Genomic DNA, 20,434 nt, shown 5'->3' on the forward strand with positions numbered 1-20,434 from the left:
CAATATGTTAATGAACTTTTATATTGCTTGCCAAACTCGTTTCCTCGTTAAGCGGGTGCAAATATAAAACCCTTTTTTTATTCCCGCAACATCTTCCAAACTATTTTTTGAAATATTTTATACCTCCCAAAAAATCGCCCCCAAATCAACCCTCAAACGGGGCGCAAATATATAACCTTTTATATGGTACACCATAAAAAATGACTTAATATTTTAATGAAATTTTAAACCTTCTGAACCTCAAATAAATAGACTTAACTACTAGTATAAGCCAACTTCAAATAGTCTACATTTTAGCCCATGTAGCTATAAAAAGAAGTCCCAGACCAAACCAAAACGAATTGTGAAATCCCTGTAGGGTTGATTTGGAGCAGAAAAATAATCGTAACCCGTAAGTGAGGAATTAAAATGTTCGGCGATTAAAAAGATACGGGTTTGTCTAATCTTTGCGTTGATGAAAAAATCCATTCTAGGAAATCCTCCCAGCTCTGTCTGGTTTTGTGTATAAAATTCTGCCAGTAAAGGATCATAACCATTCATGTTGTATTTAGTAAAATAATTAAAGACAACTCCTGTTTGAAATATCATCGCATTCTTAAAAAACTTATCCTTAAAGTAAAGGGTATTTCTTGTTATGAGTTCGGGAACATTTAAAACATCTTCATCCCCGATTACATTTTGGTACATTATAGCATTATCCAATCCAAATTTTCCAACGCGAATATCCTTTCTTATTTTGAATCTTAAATATTGTAATGTGTTTTGATATTGACGTGGCTTAATTATTCTATTGAGGTCATTGACACCTTCAAGATTAAAATAGGTGTAATTATCAATATTGGAAATGTCAAAATCAATATGAGCATACTTGCTCGACTCTAGGTTAAAAGCAATTTGCTGGGTATTTACATTTTCAAATTGGTCAAAATTATACCAATTATAATTAATGTAATCACTTTGGTATAGTAGGTAATTATAATTTGGACGTCTAGAGTTAATACTAAGGCTCCCTTTTAATCTTATGTCCTTATTTAACTTATAACTTACTTCACCCTTTAAAAAATTACCTGCAAAGTCATCGGACAGGTTAATGCCTGCATTCCCTGTTATATTAAATCCATTATAGGTTTTGGAGTATCCAGCATTTATCCCAAGAAAATTTGATTTAATCCTATTTGGAATCGACTGCCCCATAAGTAAAACCACAGTATCATATCCATAATTGACATCAGTGTAGTCTATTCCAAATTGTAAACTTCCAAGGATGTTATTAAAGTAGGATGCCTTTAATCCCGTCTGAAAATTTTCTAAGGTAGCCCTGTCATTAATTAATCCTGTGAAGGCGTCTCCAAAAAAAGTTGTAGACGGCGTCGTCTGGGTATATTCAAAATATTTATCTTCAAAAGCTATGGTATGGGCTATAGACAAACTATTTTTTGGTATAGAGTCGTTAGGTGTTATAAGTTGGTAAGTTTGATCTAAGAAAAAGCGCTTACCCACTAGTATACTTTCTGCATTTTCAAAATTAGGGTCAAACACGGCTCTATCGATAAACTCTTCATTCCCTGACGTAAAATTTATAATATCCTTATCCTGCAAGCCACCATTTTCCTGGTTTAGCAGATCTTGCCAAACGATATGTCCATTAGCACGATATCTACCATTTTTTGATTTGTAATTGGAGGTCAATCTAAGATTACCTGTACTGGTTAGTGCATGACGATAATTTCCTATAGACCGAAGCCCCTTGTAAGCAATAGAAAAGTTAAATTGTTTAGATAGGTTTACCGTAAAAAAAGCATCTAACAACTGGCCCTGTTGAAAAACAGTTTTATAAGTTAGTCTGGTCCATGGGGTTGGCACCTCATAATATGAAATATCCTTGTTCTCTAAATAGTTAAAATGCCTAGCTCTGGCACCAAACAACGGGATGCCGTAAGACTCTGCACTATCAAAAGAAAGTGTATTATAGGTTTGACCTATGTTAGCAAATGAAATTAAATTAAAATTATCGTCTTGTAAATAATTGAATTTATAAAGTTTTTTGACAGATAAAGTCGTATCAACAAAGGAAGAGTCTCCTTGTTTATTAAAAATAAGATAATCACTAATAAGTGCAACTTTGTTATTTACATATTTTTTACCTTTCTCTTTAGCCTTATTTGCCTCTTCATTTCCGTTACTAATATTGACCATTGGTTTTGATTGCGCGAAGGAGACAACACCCAGACCAAACATTAAAACCAAGTAAAAATATCTCAACATTTTTTTTCTACACAAACTTATATAACCACTTTAAAGGTACATTATTATAAAATAAAAGGTCGTCCTGGTAGATTTTTCCGGAACGACCTGCTAAAATTATATAATTAATTTTATTCTATAATCACTTTTTTACTTTCTGTTTTATTCCCCTGGGTTAGGTTTAATATATATAGTCCACTATCTAAGTTGGCCACATCTAGCTGTTCAGTAATTAATGTTGTCATTGGACTTACTTGTTTTTCCAATACTTTTCTCCCATCAATATTGAATAAGACCATTTTTATATCTTCAGAATCATTGGACTTAAAGTTTATATTAAGTACGGAGTCTGCTGGATTGGGCCATAGGGCAAAATTATCAAAGACAGCTTCATTAGCACTTAATGATACAGCGCTACCTGTTACAACTAACGAAAAGTCCTGAGCTCTTGGTGAAAACGGATCATCTCCCTGCAATTGTCCTTTATGTGTCACTGTAAGCGTGTAAGTTCCAGCTGTTGGTGTATCAATATCGATACGCTCTATGTTATCAACAAAATTATCACCCCGTATAGCGGAAAAACCACTGGCAGCACTAAAATCGAGCTTCCAAGGCAAAAAGGTTGTACCGTCCTTCGTTATTCTAATATCCAGATCATTTATTAGACGAGGGGTAGGGTCATTAAGTGCCGCATCACCTGACACAGGTACACCTGGCAAATCTGTCCAGCAAATTGTAGCACTAACATTGGCACGATCATCTGCATTAAAGGTTAAGGTGTAGGTTCCTCCATCATTTAAAGTCAATTCCTCAACAACGGCGGTACCATTAGCATCTCTAGTTAGAGTATTTGCTGCATCGCGCGCATTCAAAAAGCCCCAACCATAGATTGGATCTGGACCAACAAAGATAGGATCATCTGATGCTGTATGACATACCAAAGCCTTCATAGTGGCGGAGTTTGCGAAATCTCCATTAAGTTGATTAAAATACTGTTGTAATAATACTATAGTCCCAGTAACATGGGGAGCGGCCATTGACGTCCCAGAGATACTCCCGTAGGCATCATTTGGAAAAGTAGAAAAAACACTTGTTCCATCACCAGCAATATCAGGTTTTATTCTAAGGTCATCTGTTGGTCCTTGACTACTACTACTACTAATTGGGAAACTCACTTGGCTTGTAAATACGTCTACGGAACTGTTGGCATTCGCTACCACTAAATTATTCTTTGCAGTCTTATCTGTGGTTAGTTTATCGTATCCACCAAAAAGTCCACCAACATATTGGGTATTACCAGAATTACCGGCAGAGGCTACCATTAAATACTTGGGGTTAACTCTGGCGATATCGTCAATTTCTCTAGCTGAATCGCCATAAGCACCCATTATCCAAGTCGGTAAGATTCCATTTCCTTGAGCCACTGACACACCATAGGAGTGATTTGATAAAATTAAGGGGGCGCTAGGGTTAGTTGCTTCAATTACCATTTCTGGTGTATCGTTATTAAAATTGTATGTACGCAAAGCCACGTTGGTTGCCATTCCCTTGGCGTTTGCATTTACCCCTCTTGCCGCTATTGTTCCTGAAACGTGTGTACCATGCGAACTAATGGCTGTACTACCATCCGTATTTAAAAATTCAATGTTAGATACCCTAGCTTGGCTACCTGACGCATCTTGAAATTCTGTATGCGTTGTTTGGATAGGACCACCATCCCAAACGCCAACGGCAATACCTGTTCCATCGAGGTCTAAACCTAAAGTCCCTCCAACTTGCAATTCATTAGTATATGATGCCCTAGCTGAATCGAGATTATCTAAAGTTGTGTATATTGGATTGTTTTCTATAACATCCGTAAGAATATACATTTTATCATCATACACAAACCGTTCCTCAGCTTGCGGGTTCTGTTGTAAATAGTTGCCTATGCGAACCGTTTTAAGAGAGTCCGCTGTTTTTACCCTTTGGTATAAGTCTTTTTGAGCCTGACTCATTTTAGTCAATTGGTCTTGCGTCATAAGCCCCTGTGCTACCACACTATTCAAAGAAAGGAGCAGCGCAAGACAAAATAGAATTGTAATTTTTTTCATAGCATTAATTTTACTGCAATTTAATACATAAAAAAAAAACCACCAAATAAGGTGGTTTTTTCATTTCATAAATTGATACTCTGTTTTACTGACCTAGAGAGAAAGGTACAAATAATTCGCCTCCAGTAAATTCAGAACCAACCGAGGCCAATTCTGTATCACCGTCACAATCATTAGCCGTTACAGTAGCAGAACCATTGCCATAGGCACAACAGAAACCGTCTCCAAAACTATCTAAAAGTCTTAAAAGGTAATTTCCATCAGGAAGACAAAGTGTAGTGCTAAAACCATCTGCACCTGCATAATTTCCAAAGCCTGTATCTCCAGTTATAAAAGCGCCAGTATCTTCGTCGTACAACTGCCAAGCAAATTCTTGTGGGTAGCTGTCAAAAACAAAATCTAAAGTAGCTTCATTTAAAGTACATGCCGATGAAAAGGCTATAGTCGTCGTTCCACGAGTATTAAGCGTACCATCTTGTGGAATAACTAAATCTAATACAACAACACGTGATTCACCAACTGGGATAGCAGCAAAATCAACTGTTATATCAATACTCCCTACAAAATCACCTGCTGATATTACCGCTGAAGTCCCTCCTAAGGTATACTCAGAAGCCAAAGCTGTAGTTAACTCATCATTAACCGATACTTGAACTGTACGTTCTTGGTTGCTAGCAATTGTTGCTTCAACATTAATTGGCACAGTTGGATTACAAACACCAACGGTTTGTGATGTACGAGCAAAGGAATAAGCTGTTGGCTGACCGCCTCTGTACTCTATTAAATCCTCCTCACAACCAACCACGGCAAATAATGAGAATAGCAGTATAAATAATTTTAATTTATTTTCTTTCATAATAATGATTTTTTAGTATCCAGGATTTTGCTGTGCTGCAATTCCAGGGTTAGCATTAATTTCTACAACAGGTATAGGTAAAGTAAACCTGTAGTCACTTGCAGGAAGAGTACATGCCCCACTTTGCAATGTACATGCAATTGGGTCTCTATCTACTCCTCTATTACCATCAACACCAGAACGCTTTAAATCTTTGTAACGATGTCCTTCATATACAAGTTCTATTTTACGTTCATCCAAAATAGCACCGATGGCTTCTTGCTGTGAACCGTAAGCTGGTAATGGTTGTGCAGTACCAAAACGTGCATCTCGCAATTGTTTGATTAAAGTAGCCGCACCAGTAAGGTTACCCTGTCTTGCTCTAGCTTCAGCTGCTATTAACAGCATTTCAGATGCTCTGAACACCTTCAAGTCATTCATTAATGGACGACCCTCTGAACCTGGATATTTTTGTATTACCAATATATCATTGTTTATTGGGTCTGGATCGTTTGGATAGTCAGGACTAATAATTGATGTTGGTGCTACATTTACATCGTAACGTACATCAGCTGGATCTAAAGCGTCAAATACTGAACGATCCATCTCAAAATAAGGAGACCCCGCTAAAGTTGCAGTTACGAAAGCAAAAACAGAGCCTGCCCAGCCTCCACCGGTATTAACAGAACCGGTATTTACCTGACCGTCATAGGAATCATTTAACGTCCGCTCTAATTTTAATATTACCTCAGTATTGTCAATATCTAACCACATATTTTGGTATTGCGTAGTATTGGCCAGACCATAGGTACCTAGTAATTGTGTCGCCAAAGACTCAGCTTGTGGGTTGTTGCCACGAGTCAAAGCCATTCTTGCTCTTAACGCGTTTATAGCGTCAGTTGACACAAATCTCGGATCTGACTGAACAGTACTTAGGTTTAAGGCTGCTGATACATCGCTGTTTATATAGTCCCAAAGTGCACCTGTAGTATCTCTACTCGGCTGAATATCTGTTGGAGCCACAAAATCTATAACTGGTACCGCTAGTGTACTATCGTCTTGTGGGTCTGGACTGAAATATAGTAACATTTCAAAGTTAGCATACGCTCTAATAAAGTGCAGTTGAGCCAAGATGTTGTTGTAACGGTCTTGATCCTCTGAGCCATCTACTAGATTAGCCGCTTCAAGTACAAGCGTAGCCCTATTATTTACTCTAAAGTTTCTTACCCAAAAATCAAATGCAGAAGCGCTTGCAGCGTTCATTACAAAATCATATAAAGCAAATCCCTGACCACCGGAATCAAATCCTACGGCCACTTCATCACAGAAATTTGCAGCAAGTGAAATTTCAGGTGTAAGGTCCCATTGGTTGTAAACCGCTAAGAGACCAAGTTCAAGATCATCAACCGTTTGGAACGCAGCGTCTGCGGTCAAACGACCAGGTTGATCGATATTATAAGCGTCCTCACAGGAAAACATCACTGCGATTAACGCTAATAGATAAACATATTTAATTTTATTCATAGTTGTATATTTTTTTTTTAAAATCCTAGTTCTACACCGAATGAAAAGGTTTTTGGTGTTGGATAACCTCTTAGGGTTGTTCCACCAGCATTAGTAATACTTCTAGTTTCTGGATCGTACCCGCGCCACTCTGTAAATGTAATAGCATTCTCAGCGTTTACAAATACGGACACGTTAGTAAACCCAGTTCCATCAAGAACGCTTTTCGGAAATCTATATCCGAAGGATGCGAAACGCAATCTTAAGAAATCAGCACTTCTCATAAAGCGATCAGAAGCAAATGAGTTTCTATTGGCCGCCGTCGGTGATGGTTGATCTGTAATATCACCTGGTTGACTCCACGCTCTTAAAATATCTCTAGACAAATTAAACTGACCAACATCATCAGGATTAACCAAACTTGCGTAATCATTATCTATTCTATCTACTCCGGTTGCAAACGCCCACTGATTTGTTAAGAAAAATCCTTTAAATTCTAAATCCAATTGGAAAGTTCCTGTCCATTCTGGAATTGCGTTTTTACCTAACCAAACTCTGTCTTCACCTACACTTGGTTGTTCGGTTACATTACCATCAGCCGTTAAATACAACAGTTCACCGTTGGCAGGATTAACCCCTACATAGCGTAATCCGTAATATTCATATAATTGACCTCCATTTCTACCTAAACCAGCAGAAAACTCACCTCCAGAGATAATTTCACCTTCGGCGTTTGGCAAGTCTTGAAGTTCAGTTTCGTTATAGTTACCTAAGAAACCAACGGTCATCAAGAATCCATTCTCTGTTTTGGGCGTGAACACATCATAGAATACTGAATAATCTATACCTCGGTTAAATAAGGTCCCTGTATTAATATCTAAAGACGTTATACCAGCTGTTGCCGATACAGGACCCTCCTGATAAAGGTCAGATGTTTCTTTTACATACCAATCAAAATTACCACGTAACCTATCATTCCATAGACCAAAGTCAATACCAATGTTGGTCTGTGTTATTGTTTCCCATCTTAAGTCAGAAACTCCAATTTGTGCGAGTGCTAAGGAGTTAGCGTTTCCGTAACCACCAGTTGATGTAAAGAAATCTTCAGTATTATCTAGACCACCAAACAATGTCCCCGTAATAAACTGGTTACCTGTTTCACCGTAAGATGCTCTTAACTTTAAATTATTGAATATCGAACCTTGCATAAAGGCTTCGTTAGATATATTCCAACGACCAGATACAGACCAGAAAGTACCCCACTGGTTCTCATCCCTAAAACGACTTGAAGCATCACGTCTTAACGACGCACTAAAACCGTATCGGGTATCAAAATCATAATCGACTGTTCCAAAGACAGAAAATAAACCCGCATTTAAGATTTCGGCATCAGCCTCATCGTTAAATAAACCTCCGGCTTGCTGAACCAAACCGCTACCATCTCCTGGCGAGAATGTACTTGGGTTCAATCCGTTAGCGAAATATCCAAATTGTCTAAAGTGTGCTTTGAAATACTCTGTGTACACGGCTGCACCAACCGTATGCTTTCCAAATGCCTTAGAAGCATTAAGAGAAGTAATTTGGTTGTAGGTAAATGCTCGTGTAGATCGTTGCTCCTGGAAACCTGAAGTAGGATTTTCAGCACCACCAAACAATAAAGCATTAAATGACGTAGGGCCTTCAGCTCTTGTTAGGATGTTATTGTTATAATCACCACCCATGGTTACGTTAGCCGACAACCAATCTGTTATTTCATAACCCATGTTTAAACCACCTACTATTTTCACCTCTTCTTCAAACCTCGTATATGTTCTCAACCTATCTAGCAAAAACAGTGGTGTGTTTGTAAAGGACAACGGTGATAATAAGTCTCCACCAGTTGTATAATCAGCAGCTGTTACGTAAGGCACAGATTCAAATGCACCAATGATAAAGTTTCTGTTAATACCACTAGTACCAATAGCATTTGGCTCATTTGATTTAGAATAGTTTACAGACAAATTAGTGTTATAGGTAAACTTACCATTACTAGACTTACCACTCAAGTTATTACGAACGTTGAAACGCTGCAAATCACTATCTTGTAATATACCCTGTGTGTCATTATAACCGAAAGATGTAAACTGAGAGAAGTTCTTACTACCACTTGATAATTGAATCGTATGGTTTTGGGTAACCCCTGTTCTAAAGAAAAACTCTGACCAATCAAAATTTGGAGCCTCAGCAATCTGAGCGTCCGTCATAGGAGAGCCGTTACCTGGGTTGAAAACACTAGTACTGTTACCAGCACCAGCACCTTGACCTCTAAATCTTTCATATCTCAACAACTCTTGGGAAGACATAACGTTGTAATCATTGTCCTGAAGCGTACTGTAGGCAAGAAATCCATTGTAATTTACTTGAAGGTCTTGCTCAAAGTTTCCACGCTTTGTTGTTAAGACGATTACACCATTAGCACCCCTGTTACCATAGATAGCTGTTGCTCCCGCATCTTTAAGAACTTCTACCGATGCGATTTCCTGTGGGTTAATGGACCTAAAGTTGTCTTGGTCTACCGGTACACCATCAATAACAAATAATGGCTCTGTATCACCGTTGATGGAACCAATACCTCTAATTTGAATAGTGGAGTTAGCACCAGGCTGACCAGTATTTGTTGTAATGTTAACACCAGCAACCTGACCGTTCAACGTTTGAACAACACTAGGGTTTGGTCTGTTCTTAATTGACTTTTCAGACAATTTGACACTTGACACGTTAGATTTTTCTCGTGTTTGGGTAATTCTACCAATAACCACAACTTCTTCAAGAGCATTATCCTCTTTCAATGAGACGTTGTACGTATTAGAAGTACCCACGGTGACTTCTTGAGTTTGCATACCTACGTATGAAACCACTAAAATATCACCTTGATTAACCTTGATGGAAAATTTACCATCAAAATCTGTTTGTTGACCATTGGAGGTCCCTTTTACAATCACGTTTGCACCCGGTAAAGGCAAACCGTCTGAAGCAGTAGTCACTGTTCCTGTAACGGTTTTTTCTTGTGCAAAAGAAAATTGCATCACAAACGCCATAAATAGCGTTAATAACCATGTTAATTTTAATTTCATAAAACAATTATTTGAGTTAGTCTAGTTGCAAACATCTTAATTTAATATTAAATAAACAAGTGTTTTTGCCAAAAATATGTTAAGGTTTGTACCATTTAACCAATGGTTACGACTTTATCTTAAAGCCTTGAAAATGCTAACCCATTCATTAGATGCATAAATGGTAAAATGGTTGCGTGAAAAATCTTATTTTGGTAAAACATTTTAATTTTAGGTTTTGAAAAAACAATTCTCAGATTTTTATTTGGAGTGTGGTACAGATGAAGCCGGGCGAGGTTGCCTGGCAGGTCCTGTTACAGCTGCCGCTGTAATACTGCCTATGGACTTTAAAAGCGATTTGCTGAACGACTCAAAGCTTCTTTCAAAAAATAAAAGGGATTTCTTGAAAACTATTATTGAAGCAGAGGCAGTTTCCTTTGGAGTGTCCAATGTTTTTGAAACGGAGATTGATTCCATAAATATCCTCAACGCATCCATCAAAGCTATGCAAGTTTCCATTTCCAAAATGGCAACGACACCTGAATTTATTATCGTAGACGGAAATAAATTCAAACCTTATAAAGATATACCCCATAAAACCATAGTTAAAGGAGATCGCAAGTATTTGAACATTGCAGCCGCCTCTGTTTTGGCTAAAACCTATCGCGATGCATACATGGAAAAAATACATGACGAATATCCGATGTACAATTGGAAACAAAACAAAGGCTATCCTACAAAAGAGCACAGAAGAGCCATTGCCAAATTTGGTGCTACCAAATATCATAGACAAACCTTTAGATTATTGCCAGAGCAATACAAATTGGATTTATAACTTTCTATATTTGTAAGCAGATATCACCCTCAATGAAACGACATTATATTTTAATTTTTTTATTTGCTGTGGTGCAAGCCTGCACTAACACCTACAACGATTATACGCAGGCCCAAGATCTTATTCCCTCAAATTCTGTTGCCGTATATAAAATAGATGAGCTCAAGGATTTTTTAAATGGTGGCGCAGATAATGAAATATTAAACCTACTTTTTAAGGAAGATATTACGGATGCGAAAGCCTTGATAAAACATCTTAATACAACTGCTCCTATTTACATAGCGCTTTCCAAAGAAAAAGACAGTTCATACAATTATCTCATCATTACGGAGAACAAACCTGAATTATTAGTCTTGGACTCTTTAGTCCAACGGTCATCAGAACCTATTGGCAAAGGGGATATTATTAAAACCGTAATGGATTCAACACGTCAATTTTACAAATCGACGAAACGGTTCTTTGTTGCTTCTAACAATATAGATGTCTTAAACAACCTAAACCCTAGCCCAGAAAACGAAAAACTTAAAAGGGTCATGGCGACCACCAGCGATGATCTCGTTTTATCATTAGGTTTTGAAAACGGCTTAGAGAATTATTCAAAACTTTTTTTATCTGACTTGGACTCCCGAAGTAATTCTGACAATTACAGCGCCTTGGATATTCAATATCTCGATGAAGGTATAATATATAATGGTGTAGTAACGGGCAATGATTCTATCTCATCTTTTATTGATTGCTTTAAGGGTACGGTGCCACAAAAAATCCACGCTCTGGAAATAGCACCCTCAACAACCTCCTCTTTAACTAGCTTAACATTTGATGACTATTCCATTTTTGAGACCAATAGAAAAAAGCTGCTTAACGATTCTACGGAGACGAAGACAGATTCCTTCCTTGATTACACCAACGAAATTGCACTCACGGAAAATGCCGTTTTTATCTATAGTCTTGACCCAAATTTAATTATAGAATCCATCAACGAAAAGGAAATTGTTGACACCTTTAGAGAAATCGATATGTTTAGTTTTCCTCAAACCAACTATTTTACTAATAAGTTTCAACCTTATACAAAAAGTATCGATGTTTCGTTTTTTGCGGCTTACAAGAATTTCGTAGTGTTCACAGAATCTACAGACCATCTTAAAACCATACTATCAAGTGCGCTTAACAATAATACATTAGCAAATTTAGACGCCTTTAAGAACATTAGCCAAAACCTAAGTGATGAAGCCTCCTTGTTTGTTTTTAAAAACACAGAGGCCTTATCACAGATTTTACATGCTGAACTAAAGGGTTACAAAGCCAACGTAGTTCAGTTAAGCTATGAAGATAATTTTGCGTATCTGAATGGCGTTATTAAAAAATATAAAAAGAGAGCCAAAAGCAATACGGTAACTGAAGCCTTCTCTACTGACATAGGTGCGCCCATAATGTCTCTGCCACAAACCGTTAAAAATCATATCACCAAGGGGCATGACATTGCTGTACAAGATATTGAGAATAACCTTTATTTAATTTCGAGTTCGGGTAAGGTTCTTTGGAAGAAAAAATTACAAGGAAGCATAATTGGTACCATAGAGCAAATAGACATGTATAAAAATGGCCGTCTTCAATTAGCGTTTGCCACTGAAAAAAGAGTATACGTGCTAGATCGCAATGGAAAGGATGTGGATCCGTTCCCAATTAAATTTAATGATAAAATTACCCAACCCCTATCTGTATTTGATTATGATAGTACTAAAAATTACAGGTTATTGGTGACACAGGATGATGATCTGTTGATGTACGATGCCAAAGGAAATAGGGTCAAAGGATTTGATTATACAGGGAATAAGAACACGATTACGTCCCAACCAAAACACTTTAGAATAGGCGCTAAGGATTACATCGCCTTCAAATCTGGTAAAACCCTAAGAATTCTTAACAGACAAGGAAACACGAGAATAAGGGTAGACAAAAGCATTAATTTTTCAGATAATGAGGTGTTCCTTTACCAAAGCAAATTCACTTCATCAAATACCTTGGGGCAACTTGTGCAAGTAGACACCAAAGGAAGGGTAAGCACTACAGATCTCAGCTTACCTCCAGAGCATAAGCTAGAAACTACGAGTAAAACCTTGGTGTCAATGACTGAAAACACACTAAATATCAAATCAAGAACTATTGACTTGGATTACGGTGAGTACACTACCCCCAAAATATTTTATTTGAACGATAAAATCTATGTAACGACCACAGACTTACAAGCAAAAAAGGTCTATTTATTTGACAGCCAGGCCGAATCTATTCCAGGTTTTCCTGTCTACGGAACATCGGCTGCAGAACTTCAAAAACTAGACAGAGATGGAGGGTTAGAGCTAATTACCCAAAGTGATGCTAAACATGTTATGGTTTACAAAGTAAATTAAATAGCTATCCATTTTGGCATTTTCTTTTGATTGTCAAAAGTTATTGTTAATTTTATAGAGCTATTAATATAGAGCTATTAATCAAATACTTACAATGAAACCATATCTTTTTCACAAGCGAGAAACCGTATTACTTACTCTATTTTTTAGCCTTTTAATTATCCCGAGACTAGAGGCACAAACCAAGAAACTAAAACGCCCAAGAGGCAAGGTTGGCATCTCTAGTGTAGATAATTTTGTACAAGAGTCGTTTGACCTGTATGACAAAGTCTATAAATACGATGGTTATGCTGCCGCTGGCAAATCCTTAGATGATGAAGATATTGATGTGCTAGAGGACGGCATTGAAGACGTAACGCGACTTACCGAAAGCACACCTGATATTCTGAACGATTTAGATGGGGCAGGAATGATTAAGCAAGGTAAAGCAACCCTACAAATCAATCGTGCGAAAAAAGCACTGGAATACAGTGTCACAACAGCCAAAGCACTGCTATTAGGAGAACGCGAGTCTCAATCTGAAGAGTCTCCAGATGAGGAAGGAGAATTAGATAAGGATTCCGAAGGGGACACCAACGATGACCAAGATCAAGGTGAAAATGAAAAAGGTGATATTTCTGATAACATGGAAGTATATAGCAAATTTGATTTTGTGCCTGGAGACGAGCTTATTTTCTTTGATGACTTTTCACAAGATTTTATTGGGGATTTTCCAAGTAAGTGGAACACCAATGGTTCAGGAGAAGTAGTGAGACTCAGTAAGGTTGAGGGTAATTGGTTTGAACCCAAACCCGGTTATGACATTTACTATATACCGGATGTAAAAAGCCTCCCTGAAGATTATACCATTGAGTTTGATATACTCTCATCAGGTTTGTCCCGCGAGACCAAATCCACTGCAGCCCTACAAATCATACTGAGTGATGCCGATAATTTTGATGAGGGCGAAGACAACTTTGTATACATTACGCTACCCTTTGGCCAGTACTCACCTTTCGATATTCGCACCTACAACTATTTTGATAATGAAAACACCATTAAGTCACGAATTAAAGCCGATATAAGAAATGAAGTTAAAAACCAACCACATGTCGCTATTTCCGTTACCAAACAGCGGTTTAGACTGTGGATAAATCAAGAAAAATATATCGATATCCCACGGTTTATAGAAAAGCCAGAGACGCTTAACTATATTAAAATAAACGTTAATAACCTTAAAATTGGTGAGGAACGTATTTTTATCAAAAATCTAAAGGTAGCGAAGGGTGGTGTAGATTTAAGACGACAACTACTTTCTGAAGGTAAGGTTTCCACCAACGGTATTTTATTTGATTCTGGCTCTGCCAATATACAACCGCAGTCTTTGGGCATAGTACGACAAATCTCCCAAGTTTTAATGCAAGACAACAGCATAAGATTGAATATTATTGGCCATACGGATTCCGATGGTACGGATGAGGCCAATTTGGAGCTATCAAAAGCCCGCGCTGCTGCTGTAAAAGAGGCTTTGGTCAACATTTTTGATATTTCGCCAGATAGACTGACTACGGACGGTAAAGGGGAATCCCAACCTGTTGGTGACAACAGCACGGCGGACGGCAAAGCACAAAACCGACGTGTGGAATTTATAAAGATATAACGATAACCCTATCACAAGACCCTGAATCTGAAAACACCAAATTTATTTTGGTGTTTTCTTTAGTTTAAAGCCTTACCTTTTGTAGTATTGCAAAATATAAGTTTTCTTTTATCCAAAACACCCCTAAAGTCTCCTTAAGGGAACCATTATAAACATGATAAAACGACAAAAAGCATCCCTAAAAAAATGTATTATCCATAAGGTTGGCAACAAGTTTAATGCTACCAAAAACGCCTTTTCAAACGCTACGGTCGATTTTGATGAAGCCACCTATAACCTCATGCTCCCTTATCTTTTAAAGCCTTTCGTAAGTGTTGCTGAGAGCTATCGTTTTCATCACCATAGCGATGTTGGCCTTAATGAAATCAATACCTACAGCGAACAACTCTTTAAAGATGAGGCAGACTTTGTAGAGGTTTCTAAACATATGGTCACCCACCTTTTTGAACAAAGCAATTCGGCACAAATTAAGACTGGTGATGTCCTAGTCTGCCATTTTGAGAACATTCAATACGAGGACTATTTCACCGACGCCATAGGCATCTATAAAATTGAAAATAAAACGGCGTTTTTTCAAACCTATTTAGAAGGGAATAACTACGATATCTTGGTACAAAAAGGTATCCAAGCAAAAAAGGTAGACAAAGGCTGTTTGATCCTGAATACATCGGATATGGAAGGTAAAATTGTGTTTAGTGTAGATAATAATACTTACGACACACAATACTGGATAAAGAGCTTCTTAAACATCAAATATCCAGACGATAGCAACCAACATACTAAGAATTGCATTGAACTTTGCAGAGCGTTTTCTAAAGACATTTTACAACCCAATTTTGGTGGCCAAGGGCAGAGTAATTTCTTAGCGAAAACCGTTGATTTTTTCAAGGAAAATGAAATTGTAAATATTGAAACTTTTAAAGAAGAAGTCTTCGATGAAGAAGATCAAATTCAACTCTTTGAGGATTACAAAAAAAGTTACGAATCAGAACACAAGGTTCTTATCAGAAATCAATTTGATGTTTCAGAAATTGCTCTTAAAAAACAAAAGCAAAAAATAAAGACCGAGATAAAGTTAGATACCAATATTCAGATAAAACTTGATGTAGACGCACCGGATGCCTCCGCAGAATATCTTGAACGTGGATATGATGCTGAAAAGAAGATGCATTTTTATAAGGTGTTTTTTAATGCAGAATCCTAAGATTAGATTGGTATTAACCATAGGGACTTATCTGATATAAAATTTGATCGGATTTGATAAAAAACGCTTCATTTGAAGGTTGAATATCCTGAACCCTTTGAGATTGAACACTCTCCATATACTGATGAAAATCACTTTCTATTTTACTTTTTAACCGTACCTTTAAGGTGTAAGAAGTACGTATTTATAAACTATAAAGTCAAAATCATGAGCCTAATATCAGAAAATGTTATTCCTGGAAAATATGGAAAGGTTTTTGGAACAGATGCCATAGAAAAAACTGATTTGGAACGGATTGAAAAGCTACTATATAGCATCGATGGCATTAAAAAAGTAATTATAAATTTTGATATCTATCCAAGAGAAATAACGGTACATACATCAAAATTAGTGCGTATTGAAGACATTGAAAACAAAATAAAGACCACCGGGAATCACCTTATCCCAAAGGGTCTATTTGAGCTTTGATATCTTTTTACTTCGTTGGTATATTTGAGCCTCGAACAGGTCTTCAAAGTGCTTTAAGATCTTTGTTTTTACTTCAGATTCATCTACACTTTCTCGATCCAGCTCTGTATTTAAAGAGGTTACTCCCTTACCCCTTATACCACATGGAATTATATTGTCAAAATAGCCCAAATCGGCATTGACATTTAAGGCAAAACCATGCATGGTAACCCAGCGGCTTGCCCTTACACCCATGGCGCAAATCTTTCGTGCAAAAGGTGTCCCGACATCTAACCAAACCCCTGTTTCCCCTGGACTGCGCTCTGTTTCTAAGCCATATTCTGCCAAGGTTAAAATGATGACCTCTTCTAAAAACCGAAGGTACTTATGAATGTCCGTAAAAAAGTTGTCTAAATCTAAAATAGGATAGCCCACAATTTGCCCAGGACCGTGATAGGTAATGTCACCGCCCCTATTAATTTTGTAAAAGGTGGCACCTTTTGCCGTCAATTGATCTTCAGACAATAACAAATTAGCCAAATCTCCGCTTTTACCTAAGGTGTAGACGTGCGGATGTTCAACAAATAAAAAATGGTTATTGGTTTCTAAACCAGCATTCTCGCGCCTATTCTTTATTTTGGTATCTAAAATCGCCTTGAATAATTGCTCTTGGTAATCCCAGGTTTCCTTAAAATCCTTAGTCCCTAAATCTTCTAGTTGAACAGTTTTATTCATAGGGCAAAGATAAGGATTTATCGCTCAGGATTATTGAGAATAACCAATGCGGCGATAACTCCCGGAACCCAGCCACAGAGCCATAATAAAAAGGTTATAACAAAAGAACCGCAACCTTTATCGATAACGGCTAAAGGTGGGCAGAAAATAGAAAGTATAACGCGCCAGATACTCATTGATTTGTTTTTTGATTTGATGTAATTGTTGGACGTTGAAGTATTAAATTTGTTACAAGCTTTTTATTCAAAACTAAAATTACTTAGATTCGTATCATGCGATTGAAATTCGTCATACTGATTTTAGTAGTAACCAGTCTTTGCCATGCGCAGTATTCCTTTTCGGGATATATTAATACTGAGGAATGGCAGAATGAAGTTTATCTATCCATCGTTGAAGATTACAGGAAATTGTCCGGTGTCTATTCCGAACAAATCATCTCCAAAACTCTCGCTGATGAAACCGGCTTTTTTGAGTTTAAAGGCAATATTCTAGACGAAAAAAATCGTATTTATCGCATCCATGTCGACAAATGCTCAGAACTGCAACAGGATGTCAATCATTTTAATGGTCATTGCAGCGATAGTGAGGCTTTATTATTTATCGCTAAGAATACGGATACCTTAAAACTTCCTTTTTCATTCGGTAATCAAGTGTTTTGTGCCATAGAGTCTAACAATCCCAAAGCTAACGTTTTCTTAAAAATTGATTCCTTGAAGCAGGATATGCGTTTCTCATATGGTGAATTTAGAAGCGAAGCTAATCGCAAACTCAATAATAAAAAATGGTTTAAAGCATTGCAATCTTATGGCAAAGCGCTATCAGAACCTTTGGCAGAGCTTTATGTCTATGCCTATTTATCAGACAGAGGCAATGATTTTCATAGCTATTACGCACAGGACTTAAAATCCAATCCCTATTATGATAATTTAAAAGATAGACTTAAGGCCATCTATCCTAATGCTAGCTATACAAAGCAATACATAAACGAACTAGAGGCAGACCGTTATATGTTAGGTGACTCCAAAAGTTCAGGAACCAGAATGCGCTTCTATGTACTTTTGCTGCTTGTGGTATCCGTCCTTTTTAATATCTGGCTACTTTATCGTAACTGGAAGCTCAAAACCACTACAACAAAGGATTTAAAATCAAAATTGTCGAAACAAGAATGGGTGGTTTTGGAGCATTTGCTTCAGAACAAATCCAACAAAGCCATTGCCGAAGCGCTTTTTTTAAGTGTAAGTACCGTTAAAACACACATCCATAATATTTTCAAGAAGTTGAATGCACAATCTCGTGAAGATGTTAAATCCTTGTTTAATAGATAGTTGAAAAATTCAACCTAGGTACTAGTACCTAATTCCACCCTCCCAATTTTAGAATTCAATCCTATTACCCTGATGTTTGTTTTCATATTAATCACTCAAAACCAATTATTATGAAAACAAATGTAAGTAGTACAGTATTCGCGCTGATTATCAGCTTTTTTTCACAAGCACAAAGTCTGAATACCCAACTAAGGGATACTGAACAACAGCCCCATTTATTAGGAGAAATAAACAAATCTGATTTGGAAAATGGCAGTTACGGTATTTGGTTCTTAAAGAATTACAAGGCCTATAAACCTGACTCTAAAATTATTGAAACCCTTAAAAGTGATTTAAAAGGTTACACCCTTAAATTGTTTATGGGCACCTGGTGTGGTGACAGCAAACGCGAAGTTCCTATACTTTATAAAGTTCTAGATCAGGCAGAATTTCCGCAAGACCAACTCATTGCAATCGCACTAAGCAATGCAGCTAATATGTATAAACAAAGTCCTCAACACGAAGAGGCAGGTCTTAATATCCATCGTGTGCCGACACTCATTATATATCAAAATGGCAAGGAAATTAACCGTATTGTAGAGGAGCCCGTCGAAAGTTTTGAAAAAGACCTACTTAACATTATTCAAGGCAAAAAATATGTTTCAAATTATAACATTGTCACGGTGGTCAACGACATCCTGAAGTACAACGGCGTTAAAGGATTAAAGCGAAAAGAAAAAACGCTTTTGAAAGATTTCTACGGCAAGGTAAGCAGTATATACGCGCTCAATACCTATGGTCGTATCCTTTACACCACAAAAAGAACGGAAGACGCTTTGGCCGTTTTTGAATTAAACACCAAATTCTTCCCAGAAGAAGCCAGAACCTATATGACTTATGCCAATACATTAAAATCCAATGGCTATGAAAAACAAGCTATTAAAGTCTTAAAAAGTGCCATTGCACGGCATCCCGAAAACCAAACTCTCGTTCAAAATCTGAAAATGATACGATCCAATTAAACCTGTGTGCACTCAGTATCAAGAATATTAAAAAAACCAATGCCCGAAAGATAAAAAATCAACGGGCATTGTAATTACTTTCCTTTTGTACCTATTCGCAAAGGGCTTCCAAGGCGTCTTCTATATCGCCAGGTGTACTCATGATTTTCATAAAGGTGCCCATGGTTAAATCTGGCCAATGTAATGCAATTCTGTATTTACCGTGTAGCATGGAAGCTTGTTTGCCTTGTAAAATAATCTCATAAGGCAGTGCTGCCACATGGGCCTCTCCAATTTTAGGAAGAAAATAAGCTTCACCCTCATCCTTACTGTTTAAACCCACACCAAACACAGCCACTTTTTCGTTGGGATAAACCAATTTATAGACGAATTGTGTTTGGCCTTTTTTTGCCATCAAATTATTTTGAATAGTAGCTAAGCCAGTTTCAAAAGAATCAAATTCCTTTAGCTCTGCAGGATCCGTGAAATAAGGCATCATAATTTTATAATGGTAATTTTTAAGCTTATCCGCTTTAACTGTACCTCCAAAAGGCATAAATTCATTTCCTAAAGGTGCAAAGGTTGTTTTTAATTTTTGGGAAAACTTGGAAAATGTACTTTTATACTTGTCGTAATTATCCATTAGATAAGCACGTAAAATATAATCTGGATTGGTATAAGACATTATAACTTCTCCATCTTTCTGTTCTAGTCCGACTTTAAATATTGCTGCCAATGCACCTCGATCCTCAACCTTAATCACCGTTGATTTTAAATCGTTATCAGTAAAAGCAATTACTTTTAGGGCTGATTTACCTGATGGATTATAAGACCCTAAAACCTGTAAACCATTATCTTTCAGCACACGCTCCACGCTATTGGAGACGCTTTCTATGGACTCTGATGACTTCCCAATTTTAATGTATGGCGATAAGTCTTGTCCAAAACCACAAAACTGAACGATTAGAAGGGCCAGTGCACTCAATACATACTTTTTCATTGTCTTTTAATTTAGTGGGTTATTTATAACCTTTTATTATGAAGAATTGATGTCATCTTAAAAACATATAAAGGAACCCTTTTTATGTCAATAA

General features: G+C 37.1%; 15 protein-coding genes. 7 read left to right on the plus strand and 8 right to left on the minus strand.

Annotation, left to right across the window (positions count from 1 at the left end):
- Positions 1-306: 306 nt before the first annotated feature.
- From CA834_RS12350 to CA834_RS12370, 5 genes are all read right to left on the minus strand, one after another.
- The gene (locus CA834_RS12350; RefSeq protein ID WP_094969031.1) at positions 307-2,265 is read right to left on the minus strand and encodes a putative porin; all 1,959 of its coding nucleotides are present in this window, start codon (positions 2,263-2,265) and stop codon (positions 307-309) included.
- Between the two features lie 110 nt (positions 2,266-2,375).
- Positions 2,376-4,337 carry a S8 family serine peptidase gene (locus CA834_RS12355; protein WP_094969032.1) on the minus strand — a complete coding sequence of 654 codons (1,962 nt, stop codon included), beginning with the start codon at positions 4,335-4,337 and terminating at the stop codon, positions 2,376-2,378.
- Between the two features lie 85 nt (positions 4,338-4,422).
- The gene (locus CA834_RS12360) at positions 4,423-5,193 is read right to left on the minus strand and encodes a hypothetical protein (protein ID WP_094969033.1); all 771 of its coding nucleotides are present in this window, start codon (positions 5,191-5,193) and stop codon (positions 4,423-4,425) included.
- Between the two features lie 12 nt (positions 5,194-5,205).
- Positions 5,206-6,696, minus strand: a complete 1,491-nt coding sequence (locus CA834_RS12365) for a RagB/SusD family nutrient uptake outer membrane protein (protein ID WP_094969034.1) — start codon at positions 6,694-6,696, stop codon at positions 5,206-5,208.
- Between the two features lie 17 nt (positions 6,697-6,713).
- Positions 6,714-9,788 carry a SusC/RagA family TonB-linked outer membrane protein gene (locus tag CA834_RS12370; RefSeq protein ID WP_094969035.1) on the minus strand — a complete coding sequence of 1,025 codons (3,075 nt, stop codon included), beginning with the start codon at positions 9,786-9,788 and terminating at the stop codon, positions 6,714-6,716.
- A 217-nt stretch (positions 9,789-10,005) separates the two neighbouring features.
- On the opposite strand from CA834_RS12370, the gene CA834_RS12375 reads away from it, so the two are divergent.
- The 5 genes from CA834_RS12375 (at position 10,006) to CA834_RS12395 (ending at position 16,321) form a co-directional block, all read left to right on the plus strand.
- A complete protein-coding gene (locus tag CA834_RS12375; RefSeq protein WP_094969036.1) occupies positions 10,006-10,602 on the plus strand; it encodes a ribonuclease HII in 597 nt (198 codons plus the stop codon).
- A gap of 32 nt (positions 10,603-10,634) precedes the next feature.
- A complete protein-coding gene (locus CA834_RS12380) occupies positions 10,635-13,010 on the plus strand; it encodes a ribonuclease HII (RefSeq protein ID WP_094969037.1) in 2,376 nt (791 codons plus the stop codon).
- Between the two features lie 94 nt (positions 13,011-13,104).
- A complete protein-coding gene (locus tag CA834_RS12385; protein WP_094969038.1) occupies positions 13,105-14,649 on the plus strand; it encodes an OmpA family protein in 1,545 nt (514 codons plus the stop codon).
- 154 nt (positions 14,650-14,803) lie between these two features.
- Complete coding sequence (locus CA834_RS12390) at positions 14,804-15,853, plus strand: nucleoid-associated protein (protein WP_094969039.1); 1,050 nt, start codon at positions 14,804-14,806, stop codon at positions 15,851-15,853.
- A gap of 207 nt (positions 15,854-16,060) precedes the next feature.
- Complete coding sequence (locus CA834_RS12395) at positions 16,061-16,321, plus strand: heavy-metal-associated domain-containing protein (protein WP_094969177.1); 261 nt, start codon at positions 16,061-16,063, stop codon at positions 16,319-16,321.
- On the opposite strand, the gene lipB is transcribed toward CA834_RS12395, so the two are convergent.
- Together lipB and CA834_RS12405 are read right to left on the minus strand one after the other, a co-directional pair.
- A complete protein-coding gene (lipB, locus tag CA834_RS12400; RefSeq protein WP_094969040.1) occupies positions 16,307-17,035 on the minus strand; it encodes a lipoyl(octanoyl) transferase LipB in 729 nt (242 codons plus the stop codon). The two genes, CA834_RS12395 and lipB, sit on opposite strands and share 15 nt — an antisense overlap.
- Positions 17,036-17,052: 17 nt before the next feature.
- Positions 17,053-17,211: a YqaE/Pmp3 family membrane protein gene (locus CA834_RS12405; RefSeq protein ID WP_094969041.1), complete on the minus strand. Its 159-nt coding sequence runs from the start codon at positions 17,209-17,211 to the stop codon at positions 17,053-17,055.
- A 96-nt stretch (positions 17,212-17,307) separates the two neighbouring features.
- Between CA834_RS12405 and CA834_RS12410 the strand changes: the two genes are divergently transcribed.
- Positions 17,308-18,360 (plus strand): response regulator transcription factor, encoded by a 1,053-nt coding sequence (locus tag CA834_RS12410; protein ID WP_240507597.1) that lies wholly within the window; start codon positions 17,308-17,310, stop codon positions 18,358-18,360.
- A 110-nt stretch (positions 18,361-18,470) separates the two neighbouring features.
- On the plus strand, positions 18,471-19,361 hold the full coding sequence (locus tag CA834_RS12415) for a thioredoxin family protein (protein ID WP_094969042.1): 891 nt from the start codon (positions 18,471-18,473) through the stop codon (positions 19,359-19,361).
- Positions 19,362-19,452: 91 nt separating this feature from the next.
- On the opposite strand, the gene CA834_RS12420 is transcribed toward CA834_RS12415, so the two are convergent.
- A complete protein-coding gene (locus tag CA834_RS12420) occupies positions 19,453-20,340 on the minus strand; it encodes a hypothetical protein (protein ID WP_094969043.1) in 888 nt (295 codons plus the stop codon).
- Positions 20,341-20,434: the final 94 nt, after the last annotated feature.

It is taken from the genome of Winogradskyella aurantia (assembly GCF_002266855.1).
GTDB lineage: Bacteria > Bacteroidota > Bacteroidia > Flavobacteriales > Flavobacteriaceae > Winogradskyella > Winogradskyella aurantia.

What these genes read in the sequence shown, in the direction of transcription:
- CA834_RS12420 (WP_094969043.1), bottom strand. Translation starts at nt 20,340, where the DNA reads ATGAAAAAGTATGTATTGAGTGCACTGGCCCTTCTAATCGTTCAGTTT.
- CA834_RS12360 (WP_094969033.1), bottom strand. Translation starts at nt 5,193, where the DNA reads ATGAAAGAAAATAAATTAAAATTATTTATACTGCTATTCTCATTATTT.
- CA834_RS12370 (WP_094969035.1), bottom strand. Translation starts at nt 9,788, where the DNA reads ATGAAATTAAAATTAACATGGTTATTAACGCTATTTATGGCGTTTGTG.
- CA834_RS12405 (WP_094969041.1), bottom strand. Translation starts at nt 17,211, where the DNA reads ATGAGTATCTGGCGCGTTATACTTTCTATTTTCTGCCCACCTTTAGCC.
- CA834_RS12390 (WP_094969039.1), top strand. Translation starts at nt 14,804, where the DNA reads ATGATAAAACGACAAAAAGCATCCCTAAAAAAATGTATTATCCATAAG.
- lipB (WP_094969040.1), bottom strand. Translation starts at nt 17,035, where the DNA reads ATGAATAAAACTGTTCAACTAGAAGATTTAGGGACTAAGGATTTTAAG.
- CA834_RS12380 (WP_094969037.1), top strand. Translation starts at nt 10,635, where the DNA reads ATGAAACGACATTATATTTTAATTTTTTTATTTGCTGTGGTGCAAGCC.
- CA834_RS12410 (WP_240507597.1), top strand. Translation starts at nt 17,308, where the DNA reads ATGCGATTGAAATTCGTCATACTGATTTTAGTAGTAACCAGTCTTTGC.
- CA834_RS12365 (WP_094969034.1), bottom strand. Translation starts at nt 6,696, where the DNA reads ATGAATAAAATTAAATATGTTTATCTATTAGCGTTAATCGCAGTGATG.
- CA834_RS12355 (WP_094969032.1), bottom strand. Translation starts at nt 4,337, where the DNA reads ATGAAAAAAATTACAATTCTATTTTGTCTTGCGCTGCTCCTTTCTTTG.
- CA834_RS12395 (WP_094969177.1), top strand. Translation starts at nt 16,061, where the DNA reads ATGAGCCTAATATCAGAAAATGTTATTCCTGGAAAATATGGAAAGGTT.
- CA834_RS12385 (WP_094969038.1), top strand. Translation starts at nt 13,105, where the DNA reads ATGAAACCATATCTTTTTCACAAGCGAGAAACCGTATTACTTACTCTA.
- CA834_RS12415 (WP_094969042.1), top strand. Translation starts at nt 18,471, where the DNA reads ATGAAAACAAATGTAAGTAGTACAGTATTCGCGCTGATTATCAGCTTT.
- CA834_RS12350 (WP_094969031.1), bottom strand. Translation starts at nt 2,265, where the DNA reads ATGTTGAGATATTTTTACTTGGTTTTAATGTTTGGTCTGGGTGTTGTC.